The 19368-nt window shown below is 35.5% G+C and carries 19 protein-coding genes and 1 pseudogene; 1 reads left to right on the top strand and 19 read right to left on the bottom strand.

The genetic code is table 11. The annotated features are described in order from the left end of the window. Positions 1–155 precede the first annotated feature (155 nt). Entirely contained in the window at positions 156–560 is a 405-nt protein-coding gene (locus QI63_RS02935) for a DMP19 family protein (protein WP_044013739.1), read from the top strand. Positions 561–695: 135 nt separating this feature from the next. Here QI63_RS02935 and QI63_RS02940 read toward each other — a convergent pair. The 19 genes and pseudogenes from QI63_RS02940 to QI63_RS03025 form a co-directional block, all read right to left on the bottom strand. Further along, positions 696–1047 (bottom strand): annotated as a pseudogene (locus tag QI63_RS02940) (arsenate reductase family protein). Positions 1048–1132: 85 nt separating this feature from the next. Then, on the bottom strand, positions 1133–1351 hold the full coding sequence (locus QI63_RS02945; RefSeq protein WP_044013740.1) for a hypothetical protein: 219 nt from the start codon (positions 1349–1351) through the stop codon (positions 1133–1135). A 10-nt stretch (positions 1352–1361) separates the two neighbouring features. Beyond that, a complete protein-coding gene (locus tag QI63_RS02950; RefSeq protein ID WP_044013743.1) occupies positions 1362–1979 on the bottom strand; it encodes a hypothetical protein in 618 nt (205 codons plus the stop codon). Between the two features lie 130 nt (positions 1980–2109). Continuing rightward, entirely contained in the window at positions 2110–3660 is a 1551-nt protein-coding gene (locus QI63_RS02955; protein ID WP_044013745.1) for an SLBB domain-containing protein, read from the bottom strand. Beyond that, positions 3650–4666 (bottom strand): GNVR domain-containing protein, encoded by a 1017-nt coding sequence (locus tag QI63_RS02960; RefSeq protein WP_044013747.1) that lies wholly within the window; start codon positions 4664–4666, stop codon positions 3650–3652. The genes QI63_RS02955 and QI63_RS02960 overlap by 11 nt, the downstream gene beginning before the upstream one ends. 52 nt (positions 4667–4718) lie before the next feature. Further along, entirely contained in the window at positions 4719–5708 is a 990-nt protein-coding gene (locus QI63_RS02965) for an NAD-dependent epimerase/dehydratase family protein (protein ID WP_044013750.1), read from the bottom strand. A 37-nt stretch (positions 5709–5745) separates the two neighbouring features. Then, on the bottom strand, positions 5746–6084 hold the full coding sequence (locus QI63_RS12550; protein ID WP_081984383.1) for a glycosyltransferase family 2 protein: 339 nt from the start codon (positions 6082–6084) through the stop codon (positions 5746–5748). Positions 6085–6119: 35 nt separating this feature from the next. Continuing rightward, positions 6120–6569: a glycosyltransferase gene (locus QI63_RS12555; RefSeq protein ID WP_215904701.1), complete on the bottom strand. Its 450-nt coding sequence runs from the start codon at positions 6567–6569 to the stop codon at positions 6120–6122. Positions 6570–6574: 5 nt separating this feature from the next. Continuing rightward, positions 6575–7546, bottom strand: a complete 972-nt coding sequence (locus QI63_RS02975; RefSeq protein WP_044016963.1) for a glycosyltransferase family 2 protein — start codon at positions 7544–7546, stop codon at positions 6575–6577. A gap of 13 nt (positions 7547–7559) precedes the next feature. After that, the gene (locus QI63_RS02980; protein WP_081984385.1) at positions 7560–8588 is read right to left on the bottom strand and encodes an EpsG family protein; all 1029 of its coding nucleotides are present in this window, start codon (positions 8586–8588) and stop codon (positions 7560–7562) included. A 55-nt stretch (positions 8589–8643) separates the two neighbouring features. Continuing rightward, positions 8644–9771 carry a glycosyltransferase family protein gene (locus QI63_RS02985; RefSeq protein WP_044013754.1) on the bottom strand — a complete coding sequence of 376 codons (1128 nt, stop codon included), beginning with the start codon at positions 9769–9771 and terminating at the stop codon, positions 8644–8646. Continuing rightward, positions 9771–11093, bottom strand: a complete 1323-nt coding sequence (locus QI63_RS02990) for a nucleotide sugar dehydrogenase (RefSeq protein WP_044013756.1) — start codon at positions 11091–11093, stop codon at positions 9771–9773. The genes QI63_RS02985 and QI63_RS02990 overlap by 1 nt, the downstream gene beginning before the upstream one ends. Before the next feature lie 48 nt (positions 11094–11141). Next, positions 11142–12212: a non-hydrolyzing UDP-N-acetylglucosamine 2-epimerase gene (gene wecB, locus QI63_RS02995; RefSeq protein WP_044013758.1), complete on the bottom strand. Its 1071-nt coding sequence runs from the start codon at positions 12210–12212 to the stop codon at positions 11142–11144. A gap of 9 nt (positions 12213–12221) precedes the next feature. Continuing rightward, positions 12222–13394, bottom strand: coding sequence for an N-acetyl sugar amidotransferase (locus QI63_RS03000; RefSeq protein ID WP_052185461.1), 1173 nt, complete (start codon positions 13392–13394; stop codon positions 12222–12224). Positions 13395–13447: 53 nt separating this feature from the next. Beyond that, positions 13448–14857 carry a lipopolysaccharide biosynthesis protein gene (locus tag QI63_RS03005; RefSeq protein WP_044013760.1) on the bottom strand — a complete coding sequence of 470 codons (1410 nt, stop codon included), beginning with the start codon at positions 14855–14857 and terminating at the stop codon, positions 13448–13450. Positions 14858–14864: 7 nt separating this feature from the next. Beyond that, positions 14865–16112: a CDP-glycerol glycerophosphotransferase family protein gene (locus tag QI63_RS03010; protein ID WP_044013762.1), complete on the bottom strand. Its 1248-nt coding sequence runs from the start codon at positions 16110–16112 to the stop codon at positions 14865–14867. Between the two features lie 261 nt (positions 16113–16373). Beyond that, on the bottom strand, positions 16374–16868 hold the full coding sequence (locus QI63_RS03015; protein WP_044013764.1) for an acyltransferase: 495 nt from the start codon (positions 16866–16868) through the stop codon (positions 16374–16376). Beyond that, the gene (locus QI63_RS03020) at positions 16868–18106 is read right to left on the bottom strand and encodes an ATP-binding protein (RefSeq protein WP_044013767.1); all 1239 of its coding nucleotides are present in this window, start codon (positions 18104–18106) and stop codon (positions 16868–16870) included. The genes QI63_RS03015 and QI63_RS03020 overlap by 1 nt, the downstream gene beginning before the upstream one ends. Before the next feature lie 127 nt (positions 18107–18233). Beyond that, entirely contained in the window at positions 18234–19352 is a 1119-nt protein-coding gene (locus QI63_RS03025) for a DegT/DnrJ/EryC1/StrS family aminotransferase (protein ID WP_044013768.1), read from the bottom strand. Positions 19353–19368: the final 16 nt, after the last annotated feature.

Genomic DNA, 19368 nt, shown 5'->3' on the forward strand with positions numbered 1-19368 from the left:
TGCGGTTTAAAACAATGTTAGAATGCACCTTCCGGCAGAGAGGAAAAAATGAAAAATAAAGAAATATCTCACTCATTTATACATGAAGTACCTTTTACTTGTCAAATGCTAAGTTCTAGTGCCCTCAAAATACGAAAATCAATCTATTCCAAAAGATGAAATTATTAAATTTATTTAACAAAGAGAAGAGCTCTTATATATTAACTGAAAAAGATCAACGTTGGAATAATTTTATTGACAATGTATGTTCTAGAAATTTATCAACATTATCCGCAATACAACGAAAAGCAGTAATTTGTTTTAACTATGATGCATCAATGAATAATGGGGGATTTAGTTTATACAAAGATCACTATCCACTTATAAATCCGACAGAATTAAAAGAAGCATTAATTGAAATCAGTAACGAAGAAATTGCCAATAATTATATAAAGGCTCTTGAAGAAGGGGGAAAAGATGATTTTGTAGAAACAGACATGAAATATGGAGCTTTTTATCTATCTTTGTGTGAATATTTACAAGAATATGTCGAAAAGAATAAAGATTGTATATTTGACTAAATTGGAATATTTTCAGCAAATCAAGCCAGCGAAATGAGGTGAGATAAAAATGGAATAAATTGAGATAATTAAATTCCTAAAAGACAATATTTCTCCATACATTTGCTTTGTCACAAAAATTAATAACACATCTTCTTATAACAAACTTTCTTCCCATTCTTTTTCTTTAAAGCCGATAAGAATTTTATTTTGCGTAATAATAAGCGGTCTTTTTACAAGCATACCGTCCGATGCCAAGATACTATACATTTCATCATCGGTCATACTGGGAAGTTTATCTTTAAGTTGTAAACTTTTATACAGTAATCCGCTTGTGTTAAAAAATTTTTTCAGCGGTACTCCACTCTGCCGATGCCAGGTCTGTAATTCAATTGCAGACGGATTTTCTTCTTTGATGTGTCGTTCAATATAATCAATATGATGATCATCAAGCCATTTTTTTTGCTTTCATGCATGTCGTGCATTTAGGATAATAGATAAAAGTCATATATCTTCCTTCGAATTGAAATCTGGACATCTGCTATACGCTATTGCTTACCCTATGAGAAAAAAACTTAAAACACAGACGCTTATTACCTTTGTGCTAAAAATATATCCAATTCCTCTTCCATACTTATAAGCAGAGCTTCTGATCTTTTAATTTTTTCCAGTATCGCTTGCTTTTGTATTTTTTCCAACTTGGCAAATACCGTATCAAAGAGCTCTTTTTCCGTCACTTTTGGTTCTTCATCAAGATATTCTATTTTATAATATCCGGTCCACGCCTCGAACGGCTGCTCGTTTTCCTGCATGTAAATCTCCTTATGCTAACCTTAACATATCACGTAGATGACCTTGAAACTCACCGGATGTTGTCTCTCCGTTCAAAAAAGCTTTTATTTCTTGTTTTATTCCGGTCGGGAAGCGCCGCCAATAAGAGCCCGTCCAATCATGCATTGCAGCAGTAAGGTTGCGCTGTGTTTCAACCGGCATTTCTCCCAAACTATAGGAAACAAACTGTATAACCATTTCGTACAAAAGATCGGCAGGAATACCCTGCACCGAACCGTTCTTTACCAAGGAAGCACGGCGGTTTTTACCGCCTGTCCCGCTCGATTGCGGAATCCATGAATCGACCAGACCGGCAATCTGTTCCTTAGAAAGTTCCGGTGCTTCTTTTTGCAAGATATCGGCGGCATAATCCCGAAAAGTATGCCGGACACCATCCATACTCGCATCAATAGAAGCGTAGATCGATTCCGACATTTTCTTGGCTGCTTCTTCCGGAGTAAATGGGATGCTGCCGTTTATCGCTCCCTGAAGCTGACCTTGCCGGCGTTCAACCGCTGCGGCAAATGCGTCAATCTCGCGTAGATTCGCTTTATTCAATATATAATCAAGCGCAAAGAGAAAATCTCCGTCGGTTTTTGCATTGTTCATGAAGAAAGCATATACTATTTTGTGGGATTTTTAAAGAGGAGGGATAATAGAAATCCGGGCAACCGCACGGGATATGTTTAATGCGGCTGCCTCAAAAAAGATGAAACACTCTAAAGAAATAATAAAAAATTTATCGCCTCGTTAGGGTAATGATAGAAGTAATTATCGTTAAAATCGTTGCTGTTACCGTAATCAGCGGTACATAGATATTGAAATTATACATAAAGGCATTGCTTTTTGCCGTAATAATCGTATTCGGCCCGATAATCGCATCCTTGTCAAGTTTTTTACCATACACATCTCTAATCACGACAGCTCCGCCGGAATTCCGCTGATAGTCAAAACCTCCCGCTAACGCAATATAAAAGTCAACTTTACGGCCGGGGGTATACGGATATGCGCCAGGACTTGTTACAGCACCGTTCACTGTTACGGTTTGTTTAATCTCCGGAACAATCAGCCGGTCTTCTGCCTCAATTGGAATAACTGCATGATAGGATTGATCGAATAACAGCGGACTTAAATTTATCGGTATCTGTTTTCCTTGCCGAAAGATATATGCTCCTGTAACATCAACCCACGGTTTAGTGAATATCGGCAACCGCTCGCGAACGATTGAAATAAGATCGTCACCTTCATTAAAAGGAATAGGAATAGTCGTAGCAACAATTTTAAGATCACCATCTTTATTTATTGTACTTGCATCAGTTTGGCTTGAAGGAATACCAATTGTATTACTTTTTTGACCATCTGCTAAAATTGTACGTCGAGTTTCAACATCGAGCGGAATGTCAAGATACACAAACGGACGAAGCGTTTTTTGAGTATCAATATATACTTTGTCTAAATGCCGTAGAGGTTCACTTCCACCTGATTGCTCACTGAGCGCAACAAAAAAAGAATCAAACTTTGTACTTCCGTCTTCTGTGTTTGTTGTACGGGTTATTTTAACCTGTGTTCTATTGGCTCCGGCGGTATATCCACTGCCGTAAACGGTAATAAGATCGGTAATTGTTTCTGTTTCAGCCAATTCATACGTTCCGGGACGCTCGACAGCTCCGGAAAGAGTAACACGCCGCTTTATACGCGGAATCGTAATAACATCACCGGGTGATAAATATGGGTCTTGGGAAAGATCGCCAAATCGTATTGCCTGGAAAAGATCATACTCAATTGTTTTTCCTGAACGTCCCGTAATAGAGAGATAACGACTTGAAGCAAAATCCGTTAATAAGCCGGTAATAGCTTGAGATGCCCGCATCAGCCCCCATGCTTTTACTTCTGTTGTTTTACTCACTTCTCCCCTCACCGTTACAGTAAAAGTACTGGGAGCAGTAAGTACAAACTGAACAACACTGAGCGGATAGTTTTGTGAAACAAGTGTTTCAACCTGCTTTTTAACAGTTATAAAGGTCTTGCCGTTTGTATTTACCGAACCTAAATTAGAAACACGGATAATGCCGCTTGAATCCACAACAATCTGATAACTCACAGGCGTTTGCCCAATCGTATATCCAAGTTGATATATATCCCCCGGCAAAACCCGATAATCGGGATTCGCCATTGCTTGTTGAGCAAGTCGTTTTGCCTCTACTTCTGCATCAGAATTTGAAGCTGCGCACAATAAGGATACGGTAGCTGTAAAGAATAGAATTATCGTTAGAAATAGCTTATGCTTCATGATGCTTGTCCTTTTTCCGTAAGAACTTTGTCTGCACTTTAGGGTCGCGATATATCTCCTGCACAGCATTCAAAAGGAAAGCAAGAAAGATTGATAAGAAGAGGCCTGCGGCAAAGGCAATGATGCATATTTTTGCTCGCGACGGACCAGATTTTTTTTCAGGTACTTCAGGCATATCCAATATTTGAAAAACCGGAGTTTCAGCCTCAATTTCTATTTTCAAAAGTTCATATTGAGCTTTTAACTGCCCGTATACTCTTTCTTGAACAGAAATTTCACGCTTAATTTGTTCTATTGCAAGAGCCGAACCTCGCATACCACCCGATTGAGCTATTTTATTTTCCAAATCGCCGGCTTTCTGCTCTAAACGTTTTATTTCATCAAATGATTGCTTCAAACTTTTCTCTAAATTCTCTTTCGTGCGCACTTTTGTATCAAGTCCCAGCTCTGTGAAGCGTTTTTCATAATAGTCAACAGCAGCCAAGACCGCTTGTTGTGCAAACTCAGGATCGATGTGGGTAGCAGCTAATGAGAATATTCTGCTTTTATCGTCCAGTTTTGCCTTGAGTAAACCTTTTACGATCTTCCGAGTTTCGGTTTTGATGAACTTGTTAACTTTATATTTTTCGGCAATATGCAATTCTTGGGCAATAGTATCGAGGAACGCATTACTGCCGGCAATATAGAGCGCCAACTGCTGTGTAGTATTTCCACTGCTGCCCCCCAACCCCGCTAAATTGCCTAAATTACTTTGTTGTAAGAAAGAAGCTAAAGCACCACCGGAAGCACTACTGTTGTTTTCTATTCGCATAAAGGCTATGCTTGTATATACATCCGGCATAAAGGATTTTTCCGGCTCCATTTTTTTACCAATAAGAACATAGGTAAAAACAGCCACCGAAATCATGCAGGTTAAACCAATAATCAGCCATTTCCATCGCCACAATACAACGGCTAAATCCAGCAAAGATATTTCATCACTATCGTTATTTATATCATGTTCCACTACGATCTCCTTAGTCCTTTTTTGAATGACGTTAGTTACGGGGGTATTGAAGTTATTCACTATAAAAATAATGTCCTTGAACCTTATCAATAAATTCGTATTTAACCGTATTATATAAACCATCTTTCAATGAAACCGGAGGTTTAAAACCAGTCTTTTGAATACTAATTGAATCAAAAAGCGTATTTGCACAAAATTTTTTTACCCGGATAGAACTAATTGCTAATTTCTTTCCGGTTATTTTGGCAAGAAGATCAAAACAAAGTCCCCCAAAATACCCTAACCAATACGGCCAATGAAAAATTTTATGATGCGACTTCCCCAGTATACTATACACCTCTTTGGTAAGAGTATTCATATTAAAATCCGGCTTATCTATATAGTTAAATAAGTGTTCCCCGGAAGCATTAGCAAGAGAAAATTCAATAAAAGCAGCAATATTTTCAACATACGCCATAGATTTTCTGTTATTTCCATCACCGATAAAGGGAAAAAAACCGGAACTAATTTGCCGTAGAAGATTATATACATTGCCTCTGTTCTGTTCACCAAAAACAACAGTAGGGCGAATAATCGTAAGCGAATTATTCGTATCGGAATTCAACCATGCACGATACTTTCCCTCCGCCAACCATTTTGTTCTTCCGTAATCATTAAAATAATTTATCTCCCCCGTCTCATTTGTATTTAAAGGCGCAAAACCATATACGGCAACAGAACTTGTAAAGATAATTTTTTTGATACCATGTTCCGAACACACTTTACATACATTTTCGGCACCATCAACATTGACTTCATCATATAAACTTTTAGGCTGAACATCATCGCGATGTTCAGCCGCCAAATTGATGACACACTCGATATTGGAGTTTAACCCTTGCTTTAGGGAATCAATATCTCTAACATCTGCAAAAGTCTGCAATTCAGGATAATACTTGCTATCCTGCTTATCAAGTATTTTAATTGTATGTCCGCCAGCTAAGAGCCGCCGAGCCAATCTTGTTCCGATAAAGCCGGAACCGCCTATTATTGCTATAATCATTATTAACCTCTCCCATAAATAAAACATTGCTCATATTTTATTTACGTAATATTTTATAAATATATGTAAAGATTTTTTTCGGCAACACTCTAGGGAAAACTCTAACAACAAGTAATTTCAAATACTCACATTTTGAAAAGAAACCACTATTTAAATGTTTTTTTAGAAAAAGCAGCTCATCCCTTGCATAGTACAATCCATGCCGCCGCCCTATCATATCATTACCAATCCTTGCATATACAAGTACTTCCGGAATATTATCTACAGCATATCCATGTTGCAGAATACGAATCCATAAATCATAATCTTCAAAAAAATGAATATCTGCATATCCTTGCAGACCAATGACTATTTTCTTTCTGAAACAAACAGCCATATGATTAAATGGATTACGGAAATGAGCATAGCGCCTTATATTTGTATAACCGGTAGGTACTTTTTAATGCGGCCATTCTCATTAGGATCATCATAAAATTCTTTAACATACCCTGAAGACAGCACAACATTCGGATTTTTTCCCATGAAAATCATCTGTCGATAAAACCTATCAGTGCAAGCTATATCATCTGAGTCCATTCTAGCAATCAACTCACCGGCACAGTGTTGCAGTCCAAAGTTTAAAGCATATGCAAGTCCTTTATTTTGCTCATATCCGATAATTTTAAGTGGCAATCTTTCTTTCCATTTTTCTAAAATGGCATCCAACTCAGGCGTAAGACTCCCGTCTTTCACACATACAATCTCTTCTGCTGGACGAGTCTGCATAGATAAACTTTTCATACATTCATCAAGATACTGCGTTTTTTCTTTATAATAAACGGACATTAAAACAGATAAGAACATAACTAATAATCCTATCAAAAATACTAAGAATATTTAAAAACTTTAAACAAAAGTTTTAATGGAACACACCGCACAAGATAAATAGCAATTAAATTTAAAATTCTCCCTTGCACAGGATAATATATATATTTTTTATTTAAAAGAAAAAATGTTTCAATCTCACTATTTTTATCTCCGGAACTAAACAAATATGCAACAAGATTAGAAACATACAGATTTGCAATAAAAAAATTTAACAGAGGGGTAAGCTTATTATCAGCAATACTAGTAGAAAGAACAGCATTCCGAATAATTTCAAAAGATTTCATACGATCCGGCGTATATATTTTATATCCCTGCATAGCAGAATTATCGCGTAATTGATATATAAAACAGATTCTTTTCGAATAATAAAATGAATCTGTCTTATTTATAGTTTTTATAATAAATTCCACATCCTCACCGATTTTGACACCTTTAGTAAATGAGATCGCATGGCTTTCCAAAAAAAACCTGTCATATATACAACTGCATATATTACAGGAAAGTTTTTTCGAAAAAAAACTTTCCTGTAATATCACAGGTGTAAGCAGAACATCATCAAACTCATTAGAAATATATTTTTTAACAAGAACATCTCCTCTTTTCATTATATACCCAAATGAGAACATTTTTGTAGTCGGATGTTGTAAAATAATATGTTTAAAAAAAGAAAGGGTTCCTTCTGTAAGGATATCATCAGAATCTAGAAAATAGATATATTGACCTTTAGCTAATCCCATCCCCCTATTTCTGGCAACAGAAACGCCTTCGTTATTTTGAGTAATATATGAGATTCCTGTATATTTGCTCACAAATTCTTTACAAATAAATTCAGTATTATCAGTAGAGCCATCATTTATAATAATAACTTCACAGTCCTCAAGATTCTGTTCAACTAGCATAGTCAAAGTTGCGTCAAGAAACTTTGCAGCATTAAATGCAGGTATCACAATTGACAATAAAACATTATGCATATTCACAACGACCTCAGACAAAAAAAATTGATCGATAAGGAACTACGCCTTGAGCTCCTTGTATCACAACAGTAAAAACATAAAATAAAACAAAATATCCAAAGAATAACCATGTTACAACCGGCTTTTCAATTTTTTGAACTTTATAAATAAACAGAGGATAAAATATTATTTCAGTAATCTGAAAAACATAATTCAATCTTATCAAAACATTAACACCGTGTGCAATATTTGCAAATGCGGTCGAAAAAACAAATAAGTGCAGCCAAAATTTTTCTGTCGCGTTATTAAAAGCCGAGATATAATAAAAGGCTAATACAACGAATACATTAGGAACAATAAGTTTAAAAACAGCAGCGCTAGATGTTTCGGTAAAAAAAGAAGAAGTAAAATAGCTAGCGTAATGAAATGATGCTGGTATTAATTTTGTGACAACACCTTGAATTGGTAAAATAATAAAGGGAATAGAAGCAAGCCATATCATTATATACATTCTTTTTTTATTGATTTGAAATATTGGATATAATACGCCAATAAATACACTATAATGAAACAGTGCCGCAAAAGCAGTTATAAAAAAAAAGCGTACATATTTTTTTCTCAGCGCAAATTGAATACCTATAAAAAAAATAGCAATACCAAGCATTTGCCGAACAGCATTAAACGATATAAAATAGTAGTTAAAAGCAACATATAAAACAACTGAAAACACAAAATCGATTGAATATTGTTTTATAAAATATAGTAACAGTAAATTAGTGATCAGCGCAAAGAATAAAACACTTAGTTCATACGAACAGCCAAGATATTTCAATACAATATTTACATATCTATAACCAGGTTCTATATACGAGGTGTTCTCTATATTATTATATATATATTCATACGTATAATAATCGGTTCCTATTCCATATCGGAAGCCTGCAATCACAACTAATAGTACACCTAAACATAAGACAGATAATTTTAATATTTTCTTATCAACTCGTGAAAATAAAAAGAAAAAAAGTAATCCTATTAAGAAAAAACCATAGAATAGCATACTATCTATTTAAACCCGTCAATTCATTATTAATATATCAATCTAATTATTCAAACTATTTAGCTAAAAATGCTTGTAAAATTTCCATATCATTTTCCCATAAAAATGGACAGCCTTGTTTTATTATATGATTAACTTTTTTATTTACCAGTTCTCTATCTGACACTAAGCTAACAAAATCTTGAATAATTTGATTCCTATCAATAGTGAAATCATAGATATTTCCATTATACATCGTTAAATCATCTGAAGGAGTATATCGGGCAAACGGTATGACTCCATAATAAATATATTCAAAAATTTTATTTGGAGAACAAGGGAGGATACATGAATTATTAAAAAAATAAAAGCCAATATGGGACTTAGCAGTCACTTTGACTGCAACATCACGTGAAACAGTTCCTAAATATTGGAATCGATTGTTAGTCGACTCCTGCAAAGTACGTAGTATTTTTATAAGTCTGTCATCGGATGTAGTCCCCGCAAATACACAAGCATATTTTATATTTGCGGCTTCAAGCGCTTTGACACAATCAATCATGAGTTCAACATCTCTGTCAGCATGCCAATTCAAAGATCCAACATAAGAAATGAAAGGAATCTGGCCTTTTAGCTCCAGCAAATCAGATGCAGAAATATAGGCTCCTGAAGTAGGATAATTATGAACTATACAGGAATTGTTTATATCAATTTTTCTAAATATAGAACAAGTTTTCAATCTATGTTCTTTATTCACGCATATTAAAAAATCAATAGAATTGATAAAAAGTTTTTCATATAAAAAAAATTCAGGAAAAATTCGGAGTGTTTTTAGTGTTTCATAATATTCATGACGATCATAAATAACTTTTATCGCTTTTCCCCATTTCAATTTAAGTTTTGCGACAAGAATCAATAAAATTGGATCATGAATCATAAAGATAGGCTCAATGTCTTCTGGTATCAACTTTCCAAGATCATTAATTATCTTACCTCGCCGACATAAAATATCCATCCGTTTTCTTAATTTATTTCCACTAATTGAAAATACTATCTCTTTATCTGTATTTTTGTAGGTTTTATTTAAAAAATGTATATTTAATACTTTACATACACCATGTTCTAGAAAAAAATCCTGGTATTTTGTTATTCGATTATCTCCCAACACATGAGTACTCAACATAACTAAAATTTTTTCTTTCATTACAGTTTAAATACCTTTCCATCTTCAATGTGGACAGTTTTTACCGCATTGCGTAAATCGACTATCAAACTTGATTTCTCTACAATGTGTTCAATATCAAAACATGAATGATTCGTTGTAAATACAACACAGTCTACCTTAGACAATAATTCATCAGTTAGATCGGTACCAACCCATTGTTTCCCATGATCGTCAATGCATTCGGGAATATACGGATCATGATACAGAACATTCGCCCGCTTTTTAGCACATTCTTCCATAACAAGCAAGGCAGGACTTTCGCGCGGATCATCGATATCCGGCTTATAGGCAACACCAAGAAATAAAATCGTTGCCCCGTTCATTGCTTTTTGTTTACGATTAAGAGCATACATAATCTTATTCATCATTTTATGCGGCATTTGATTATTAATATTACCGGCAGTATTTATCATCGTTAGATCGAAGTTAAACCCTTTTGCTATATGTTCAAGGTAGAACGGATCAAGCGGAATACAGTGACCGCCGATTCCAGGACCGGGATAAAAGGCTTGGAAACCATAGGGCTTGGACTTTGCGGCATCGATGACTTCCCAAATATTGATATCCATTTTACCAGCCAAAAGAGCCAGTTCATTGATGAGCGAAATATTGATAAGCCGATAGGTATTTTCCAATATTTTTACCATTTCGGCTACACGGGGGCTTGATACAGGATAGAGATGTTGAATTGCTTTGCTGTAGAGCGCAATAGCTATTTTCTGCGCATCTTCACCTAAAGCACCGACTACTTTCGGAGTATTATCGGTCTTATAATCTTTATTGCCCGGATCAACCCGTTCGGGGCTAAAACAAAGCCAAAAATCTTTTCCTTCTTTCAATCCCGATTCCCTTTCTATAATTGGCTTCATAAAATCTTCAGTTGTCGTCGGATAGGTAGTGCTTTCAAGCGAAATAAAAGTACCTGCTTTCATATTTTTACCGATATCGATACAAGATTGTTCAATAAACTTCATATCGGGCTTTTTAAAATGGTCGAGCGGTGTTGGCACACAGATAATAACCGCATCACATTCTTTAATGCGGGAAAAATCGGTTGTTGCAGAAAGTTTTTTTGTGTCTTTTACTACGCGGCTTAAATCTTCATCTTTTATATCACCGATGTAATTTTTTCCGGCATTCACTGCTTCTACTTTTTTAGGACTTTTTTCAAAACCTAAAACCAGTACATCTTTTTTTGCAAAAGACACAGCAAGCGGCAAACCAACATACCCAAGTCCTATAATTCCGACAACTTCAGTATTATTTTCAATTTTTTTTATGATTGTTTCAAAGTTTGACATAATATATCTCCTATAAACTCTGTATTCTTATACTATCTACCCATATTATCAGCGTAAAGCTTCTACAATTTGTTCTGCAGTATGTCCGTCACCATAAAGTTGTGGATAGTCCTTTGGAGTGTGAACATTCCGAATCGCCGCTACGATTTTTCCCGCATCGGCACCGGTCAGCGTATTCCAGCCGGAAGAAACAAGCTCGACCCACTCGGTAGTATCACGCATGGTGATACACGGCTTTTGAAAGAAAAAAGCTTCTTTTTGAACCCCTCCTGAATCTGTCAGTACTGCAGAACAAGCTTCTTCGTATTTAAGCATTTCTAAATAACCAACAGGTTCTATCAGTATAACATGCTTGCCAAATTGCAATCCATGCTCCGCTAGTATTTTCTTTGTACGAGGATGCACAGGAAAAATAAAGAGCCGTTCCGAAAGCGAATTGACGGCATCTACAATGTTTTTTAACCGTACCGGATCATCGGTATTTTCTGCCCTATGAATAGTTAGCAGAATAAAATTGTCAGGCGTTTGTAATGAAATCTTTTTCTGACGGTAATAAAGTGAAGCGTCATACATAATATCACCGGTTTTACAAACAAGCTTATTATCTGGCGAAGGTGCACCATCCTTAGACATAATTCCCTCTTTCTTGAGGTTTCCTATAGCCGTCTCCGTCGGGCAAAAAAGCCATGTTGAAAGATGGTCAGTAAGACGACGATTTTGTTCTTCCGGCATTGCCATCATATAGGAACGCAATCCAGCTTCAACATGAGCTACCGGAATACGAAGCTTGCTTGCAGCTAGGGCTCCAGCCAACGTAGAATTCGTATCGCCGTATACAAGCACAGAATCAGGCTTTAACTCTAACAGCAATTCTTCAAGCTTCTCAAGCATAAGACCGGTCATTTTACCGTGAGAACCGGAACCGATATGCAAATTATAATCAGGTTGCGGAATATCCATCTCGGTAAAAAATATATCGCTCATATTTTGATCATAGTGCTGACCGGTATGAGCAATTGTTTCCGTTACACCAAGATTAGGATTGCTTTTAATATAACGACTTAATACTGCCGCTTTGACAAATTGCGGACGGGCACCGATAATTGTAAGAATATGCATAAAATTTTTCTACTTTGAGGAAAAAAATTTTCGTAAAAAACGTTTCAACTTCTTTAATAAAATCAATTTACTAGGGTTTGTCCAAACATCTAAGAAATAAGAGGTCTTATAATCTGCATGCTGTTTAGGTGGATTTTTCAAAATCCTATCGAACTCTTCTCGCGAAATCTGTAATTTATCCAATACAAACGCAATATCTTTTTCCATCTTATCTTTATCATAAGCAGGTTGCTCATATAATCGTAAGGCTTCATCACGAGTCAATTGTTCGGAAATAATTAGGCTTGATAAATGAGATGTGCGCTTATCTACTTTAAATTTTTCTTTAAACCAAACCAGCTGAATAACTTTTGTCAATATGTTCTCAAGATGTTTTGCTTCATAATACGTGAAACCGGAAAAATCATGCAATTCTTTAATAGCTCGCGCTTTATTATAATCTATATAATCAAGGGGAGTAATTGTCTTTAAATGCAATATCCGGTTATCGATCATACGGCGCTGCCAAGAAATTAACGGTAATTTATTCATCGGTTTGGTTCCAAATAATTTGTGGATAGCCTTAATATGAACAAAATCATACGCCGAATGAGTATTCCCCGACTGTAAAATGGATTCCAGCGAAAAATTTTGCCCCGATAAAAAATATTTTATTTTCTTTTTCCGCGCAAAATCATAAAGAGCAGCGAATAACACATTATCTTGCGGAATTGCCAAATTAGGAACTTCTGCATAGAAAAAAGCTCGATTTAAATCTAAAAATTGTTCTTCATCAGGCTTAATAGTAACAAGAGTGATATTTGCTTTTTCTACAAGATCTTTAACGTTTTTTTTTGCTAGCTCAGTATCAAACCCATCATCAATATGCACAGCAAGAATACGCAAGCCCCACTTAGCTGCCCCTAAATAAGCAAGATATGCAGAATCAAGACCACCGGATATACCCATAATGCAGTCGAATTCTTTATCTTTACCTTCATTTTTTAAGACAGTTAATAATTGTTGAAGCTTCATTTTCCCTTCTTTATTGGGAAAATATCGATACGGTTTTACTGCAAGCGCAGCAGTACAATAATTGCAATTACCGTCTTGATCAAACCGTATATTATCATCCGATACATTATCCATAATACATCTATTACAGCGTTGGAATTTAATCATATATTTATCCTCTTCCTTCATAATAAGTAAGTAATCTCATCCACCGATAATTTATCTATCGACTCATAAGCCCTCTATCCGGAATGTATATACGTTAGACATTTCTCAATCCACATTTTTAACAATCTTCTATCGACAATCAAAATCATTACTAAAGCAGCACTTGCAGATAAAATTTCAAAAACTTTAAAATCGACAAAGGTATTAACAAAGGCAACAAGCCATAAAATAAAAAAATAAACAGTTGCTTTTACAAGTTTAAATTTCATCGGATACAATCTTATTGAAAAAAATGTACGGACATAAAAATAGCAAAGATATACAATAGAGATGACCATGGCAGCGCCTTTTGCACCGAATTTCGAAAGAAAAACAAAATTTAAACCGACCGCAATCAAATCCAAAATAATAAACGTATATGTTTCATACATCATTTTTTTCTTAAAATATATTCCAAGATTAGAAACTTCGGTTATCGTATACATGACAGGTAAAAATACTAAAAAAGGCATAATATGTGCAGAAGCCGAATACTGCCGGCTAAGAATAAGTACAATAATATCTTTAAACATAATCAGTAATAACGCAGCAATTACCAGAAAAAATAATAAATTTTCAAAAACAGTCTCATATAAAAAGGTGTCATCTTTATGTTTTTCATAATGTTCAAAAGCAGCTGGGGTCCAATACATAGAAAACCCTGACTGTATAAGACGTAAAGCTGCTATAATTTTAAAACTGACACTATACAAGCCGAGTTCATAGAAAGTAGAAAACTGCTTTAAACAATATTTATCAATTCCGTCAAACAAGGTGGACAAGAAATGCGCTGCGACAAGCGGCACCGAATAAAGTAAAACTTCTTTTATATTGACACCTGTAATTTTAAATTTTGAAAACCAGAATTTACGCTCAATAAGAATCGCAATAACCGATACTACCAGGTTGGAAACTATTCCTCCGTATATTATTGCAAGATATGATTTTTCAAAAAACAACGAATAAACAATTATCGTCGCGGTATTGGTTATGGAAAGAAAAAAATTCAGCAGAGAAAACAACAATGCTTTTTGCTGCATTCGTATCGATAAAATTGAATAGCGCTGAATTAATCTAAAGAATAAATCGACACATAACAAAACCACTAAATATGGAATATCTTTATCAAAAAAATACAAAGATACCCGATGTGAAAAAATCAATAATCCTGCACATAAAAAAATAAAAATACAAAAACACGGAAACAGACAACTCCACAGCAATGCGTACCGATCGGCACCTTTTTTCTCATAAAAAAAACGCATAAACGCCTGATCAGTTCCGAAATTAACTATAGGGAAAAGAAAAACTGCGACGGTCGAAAAGAGAGTTGCAACACCAAAATACTCTGGTATGATAAAATACGTAACAATGGGTGTTGTAAAGAATGATACGGCAGCAGCAGCAAAAGAGCCGACAGAAAATTGTAATAATTTTTTTAACATATATCAGTCATTCTGCTATTTTTTTGCAAATAAAATCGTACACTCTTTTACACGTTTTTCCGTCGGTATACTTAATAAAAAGATTTTTAACATCATTATAATGCTTGTCATTCTTATGCGTTTCTCCGCTTAATTCATCCTCAATAGCGGCATACAATTCTTCTTCGGTATAAGTAATTTTCCCTGCACAAAACAGCTCTGCCGGTTTATAAGACAATCCTCTATTTTTCTCATATTCTTCACGGTCGGAAAAATTAAAAATAACAGGCTTACCTGTAACCAAAAAATCAAAATAGGTAGATGTATAATCAGTTATCAACAAATCTGCGTGGGGTAAAATATCATATAAAGTATATTCAGAAGATGATTGATAAATAATAATATTGGGACAACTATCCACACCATTTAAAACATCATCCAACATACCAACATGAGATTTAACAAGCAAAACAGTCGAGTTATCATTCAATAAATTATTTAATTTAGTATAATTATCACAACCGATAATAGCCTGATGTTGCTTTGCCATTTTACCGTCTCTATGTGTAGGAGTATATAGAATAATATTTTTAATTTTCTCATCAACTCCTATCATTTTTTTTATTGTTGGTTTATCAAAACGTGGATTTACAATATTATCATGACGGATAAACCCTAATATTTTATAGTCAAAATATGGCACATTTGATGCACACATATCCATACGAGCTGCAAAATCGGAAGAAGCAACTACATATTTTTTTGTTTGTACTCTTGTTTTTTCATTATGCTTAGCAACATCAGATTTAAATGGCCCAGCATAATAATTCAAACATATATCAATTTGAAATTTCTTTTTTATTAAAAGAGGAGACATCACATCAGGAGTAATAATTATTCTACATTTAAAAAAAGCAAAATAATATTTTATATAGTTTAAAATACATCTATGCATTTTAGGTGAAATAACCGGCACCAATTCTATATATTTTAATTGTTTTTGAAGTTCACAACAATCTCTATAAGTAACATCATTCAATATACTAACATATATTTTTTTAAACGAGCTATCAACAGTATCATGATACTTCAAGAGATATTGCAAAAAAAATAAAACGTTATCACCTGTATAATTTTTTATACTAAACTTTTCACGCAATGAAGAATCTTCAGGAATTACAAATAAAAAACTATTCCAACATGGAAGCCATAACAAAATTATTTTACATACTAAGTAATACAATTGCTTTATGTAGTATTTTAATTTTAAAATCATAACCGCTCCTTTTAAGGGGGTAAATAACAGAACATTCATATAATATAATCTTTTATTGTTTCGCTTTGCAACATAAATCATTCTTTTGAACATCGGAAGTAGAAAAAGCTATAAATTTTTGCAGATAACATGGACTCCGTTTTTAAGGCGGAGAGCGACTATATCCTTATGCTTACCAAATTCGATTCTAATTGTTACTACATCCGTTTTATGTTCTTCAAACATCGTTCCCCATACATCAAACGCCCCCTTTCATCCCCCCTACGCCTTCTCTCCCGCCTCATTCACCTTGCCGTGCACCCGTGCAGGGTTGCCGTAAACGAGCGCATACGCCGGCACATCCTTTGTTACCACGCTCCCGGCGCCGATTAAAGCATATTCGCCGACGGTTACACCACATACGATTGTTGCATTTGCACCGATGGATGCACCTTTTTTAATCATCGTTTGTTTGTATTCATGTTTGCGTTCAATAAAGGCGCGAGGGTTTATCACGTTGGTAAATACGCAGGATGGTCCGCAAAACACATTATCTTCTATTATAACATCATCGTATAACGAAACATTGTTTTGAATTTTCACACCGTTGCCGATAACCGCCTTACCGCCGATGTTGACGTTCTGCCCTATAGAGCATTTTTTACCAACTTTAGCACCGCTCATAATATGGGTAAAATGCCAAACCTTTGTTCCTTCGCCTATTTCAGCACCTTCATCCACGTAACTTGATTCGTGTACAAAATAATTTTTTTCCATTAATATTCCTTGCTCAATAAAAAGTCGGCGATGTAAAAATGCTTCACGCCCTCTACATTTTCCTGCCAAAATTCATCCATTGTTACAACAAATTTAGGATATTGATCGCGGATTTCCAAAAGTGGGGAAAACTCACGACTAACGGTCTCTTGACTTTCCAATTTATAGGCAACTTGAATATAAATCTTAGCTCCGTGTTTTTCTGCAATAAAATCAATCTCTTTTGCACCGAACTTACCGATGTACACATTATATCGCCTACGTTTTAATTCCAAAAAAACAATATTTTCCAATATGCCGGAAATTTTCTGATCGGTATATCCTAAAGCGGCATATAAAAGCGAGACATCGCTTAAATAAAACTTTTCTTGTGTTTTAAGCAGCTCCTTCCCTTTTATATCATAACGATGCGTACGATACAAAACAAACGCCGCTTCAAGTGCATTCAAATAATTGTATATTGTATTTACATCCAATTTACGTTTTTGATTTTTAAAATAGTCGGCAACATTTTTGCCGGAAAAGCTATTACCGATATTGTCAAAAGTATATTTTACTACCCGTTCAAGAAGTTCAATATCACGAATATTAAAGCGTTGAATAGTATCGCGGAGCAGTACCGAAGCGTAAATGTCTGCTACAATTTTATAAGCCTCCTGTTCTCCGTAATCCGCTGTATGGATAACAGGGAAGCCGCCTTTCCGCAAGTACGCGGTAAAAGATTCCCGCTGAGTCATATCCCGCTGTGGAAAATACCGATTTTGAAACTGCAAATATTCTGCAAATGACAGTGTATATATCGGAATTTCAATATAGCGACCGGCAAGATAGGTCGCCAATTCCGAGGATAAAAGCCGCGCATTGGAACCGGTAATATAAATATCCGCATTAAAGTCAACAAGGCAAGAATTGATACACTTTTCCCAATCCGCAACTTCTTGAATTTCATCAAACAGCAAATAGACACGTTGTTTCGGTTGAACTCGTTCGGCAATATATCGATATAAATTCTCGGCGGTTTTAAGCGCGAAAAAGGCAAAACTTTCAAAATTGATAAAAATAATACATGTCTCTTCGACGCCTTGCGCAATAAGCTCATCACGCAACAAAGATAAAATGCTTGACTTCCCGCATCGGCGAACCCCCGATAATACCTTTATAAAAGGTTTACCAATAAAAGGGAACACCTCTTGCAGATAATCAAATCTTCTAACCGTATTTTTTATACTTACACTCATAAATAAACCTAATATCAGGATTATTTTATGGGAATAGCCATAAAAAGTCAACAAATATATAAAGTTTTTATAGATACATCTTTAAAACTTCATCATGCAGTATCGAATCTTCTTTTAAAGAACCGTTCTACCGTTTATAAAATTCCTTTATTGCATCACAGGTGTATGTAATTTCGTCTTGAGTCAGTTCAGGATACATCGGCAAAGCGAGAACGGAAGCGCAGAGTTTTTCTGCAACAGGGAAATCGCCTTTTTTGTAACCGAGGTACTTAAAGCACTCCTGTTCATGCAAGCATTTAGGATAATACACCGTCGTACCTATTCCCTTTTCGGTAAGATATGCCTGCAGCTCGTCTCGTTTTTCGGCAAGGATATTAAACACGTAGTATACTTCTTTCCCTTTCGTTTTTACGACAGGAAGTTTTACCTGTCCTATATCTTTTAACAAAGCCCGATACTGAGCGGCGTGTTCAGCCCGTTTTGCAATCGCATTATCAATATGCTTTAGCTTAACGTTCAAAACGGCAGCCTGCAAGCTGTCAAGCCGGGAGTTATAGCCGATGTAATCATGATGATATTTTTTTGTTGCCCCATGAACACGCAAGCTCTTAGCTTTTAGGTAATATTCTTCGGTGTTCGTAACGATCATACCGCCATCGCCGTAACCACCGAGCGTTTTAGTCGGGAAAAATGAATAAATTCCCATATCGCCGATAGTCCCGGACTGATGCAACGCGCCGTTATACATATCCTGCATACCGAACGCTTCCGCAGCATCCTCCAAAACGCGAAGATTATGTTTTTTTGCAAGCGCCATACAGGCGGTCATATCCGCCGTTTGCAAGAACAAATGTACCGGCAATATTCCAACCGTTTTGTTTGTTATACGATTCTCGGCATCTTTCATATCCATACAGAAGGTATCTTCGTCAATATCGCAAAAAACAGGTTTACCGCCTAAGCGGGCAATGCAGGAAGTTGATGCAAAAAACGTAAAAGCGGGCGTTACCACCTCTGCTCCGTCTTTAAAGCCGAGAATATCGGAGGCAATCACCAGTGCATCGCTGCCGTTCGCTACACCAACTGCGTATTTTGCGCTGGTGTATTGCTTTATTCCTGCCTCTAAATCTGCCACAGCTTTTCCCAATATAAAGTCGCCCGTTTCAAGCACGGATGACAAAGCCGTATCGAATTCGTTTTTCCAATTTTTATATTCGCGTGTTGCCGTATAAAAAGGTACTTTCATTATCGTTCTCCTCTTA

The sequence above is a fragment of the Treponema sp. OMZ 838 genome (genome assembly GCF_000775995.1).
Lineage (GTDB): Bacteria > Spirochaetota > Spirochaetia > Treponematales > Treponemataceae > Treponema.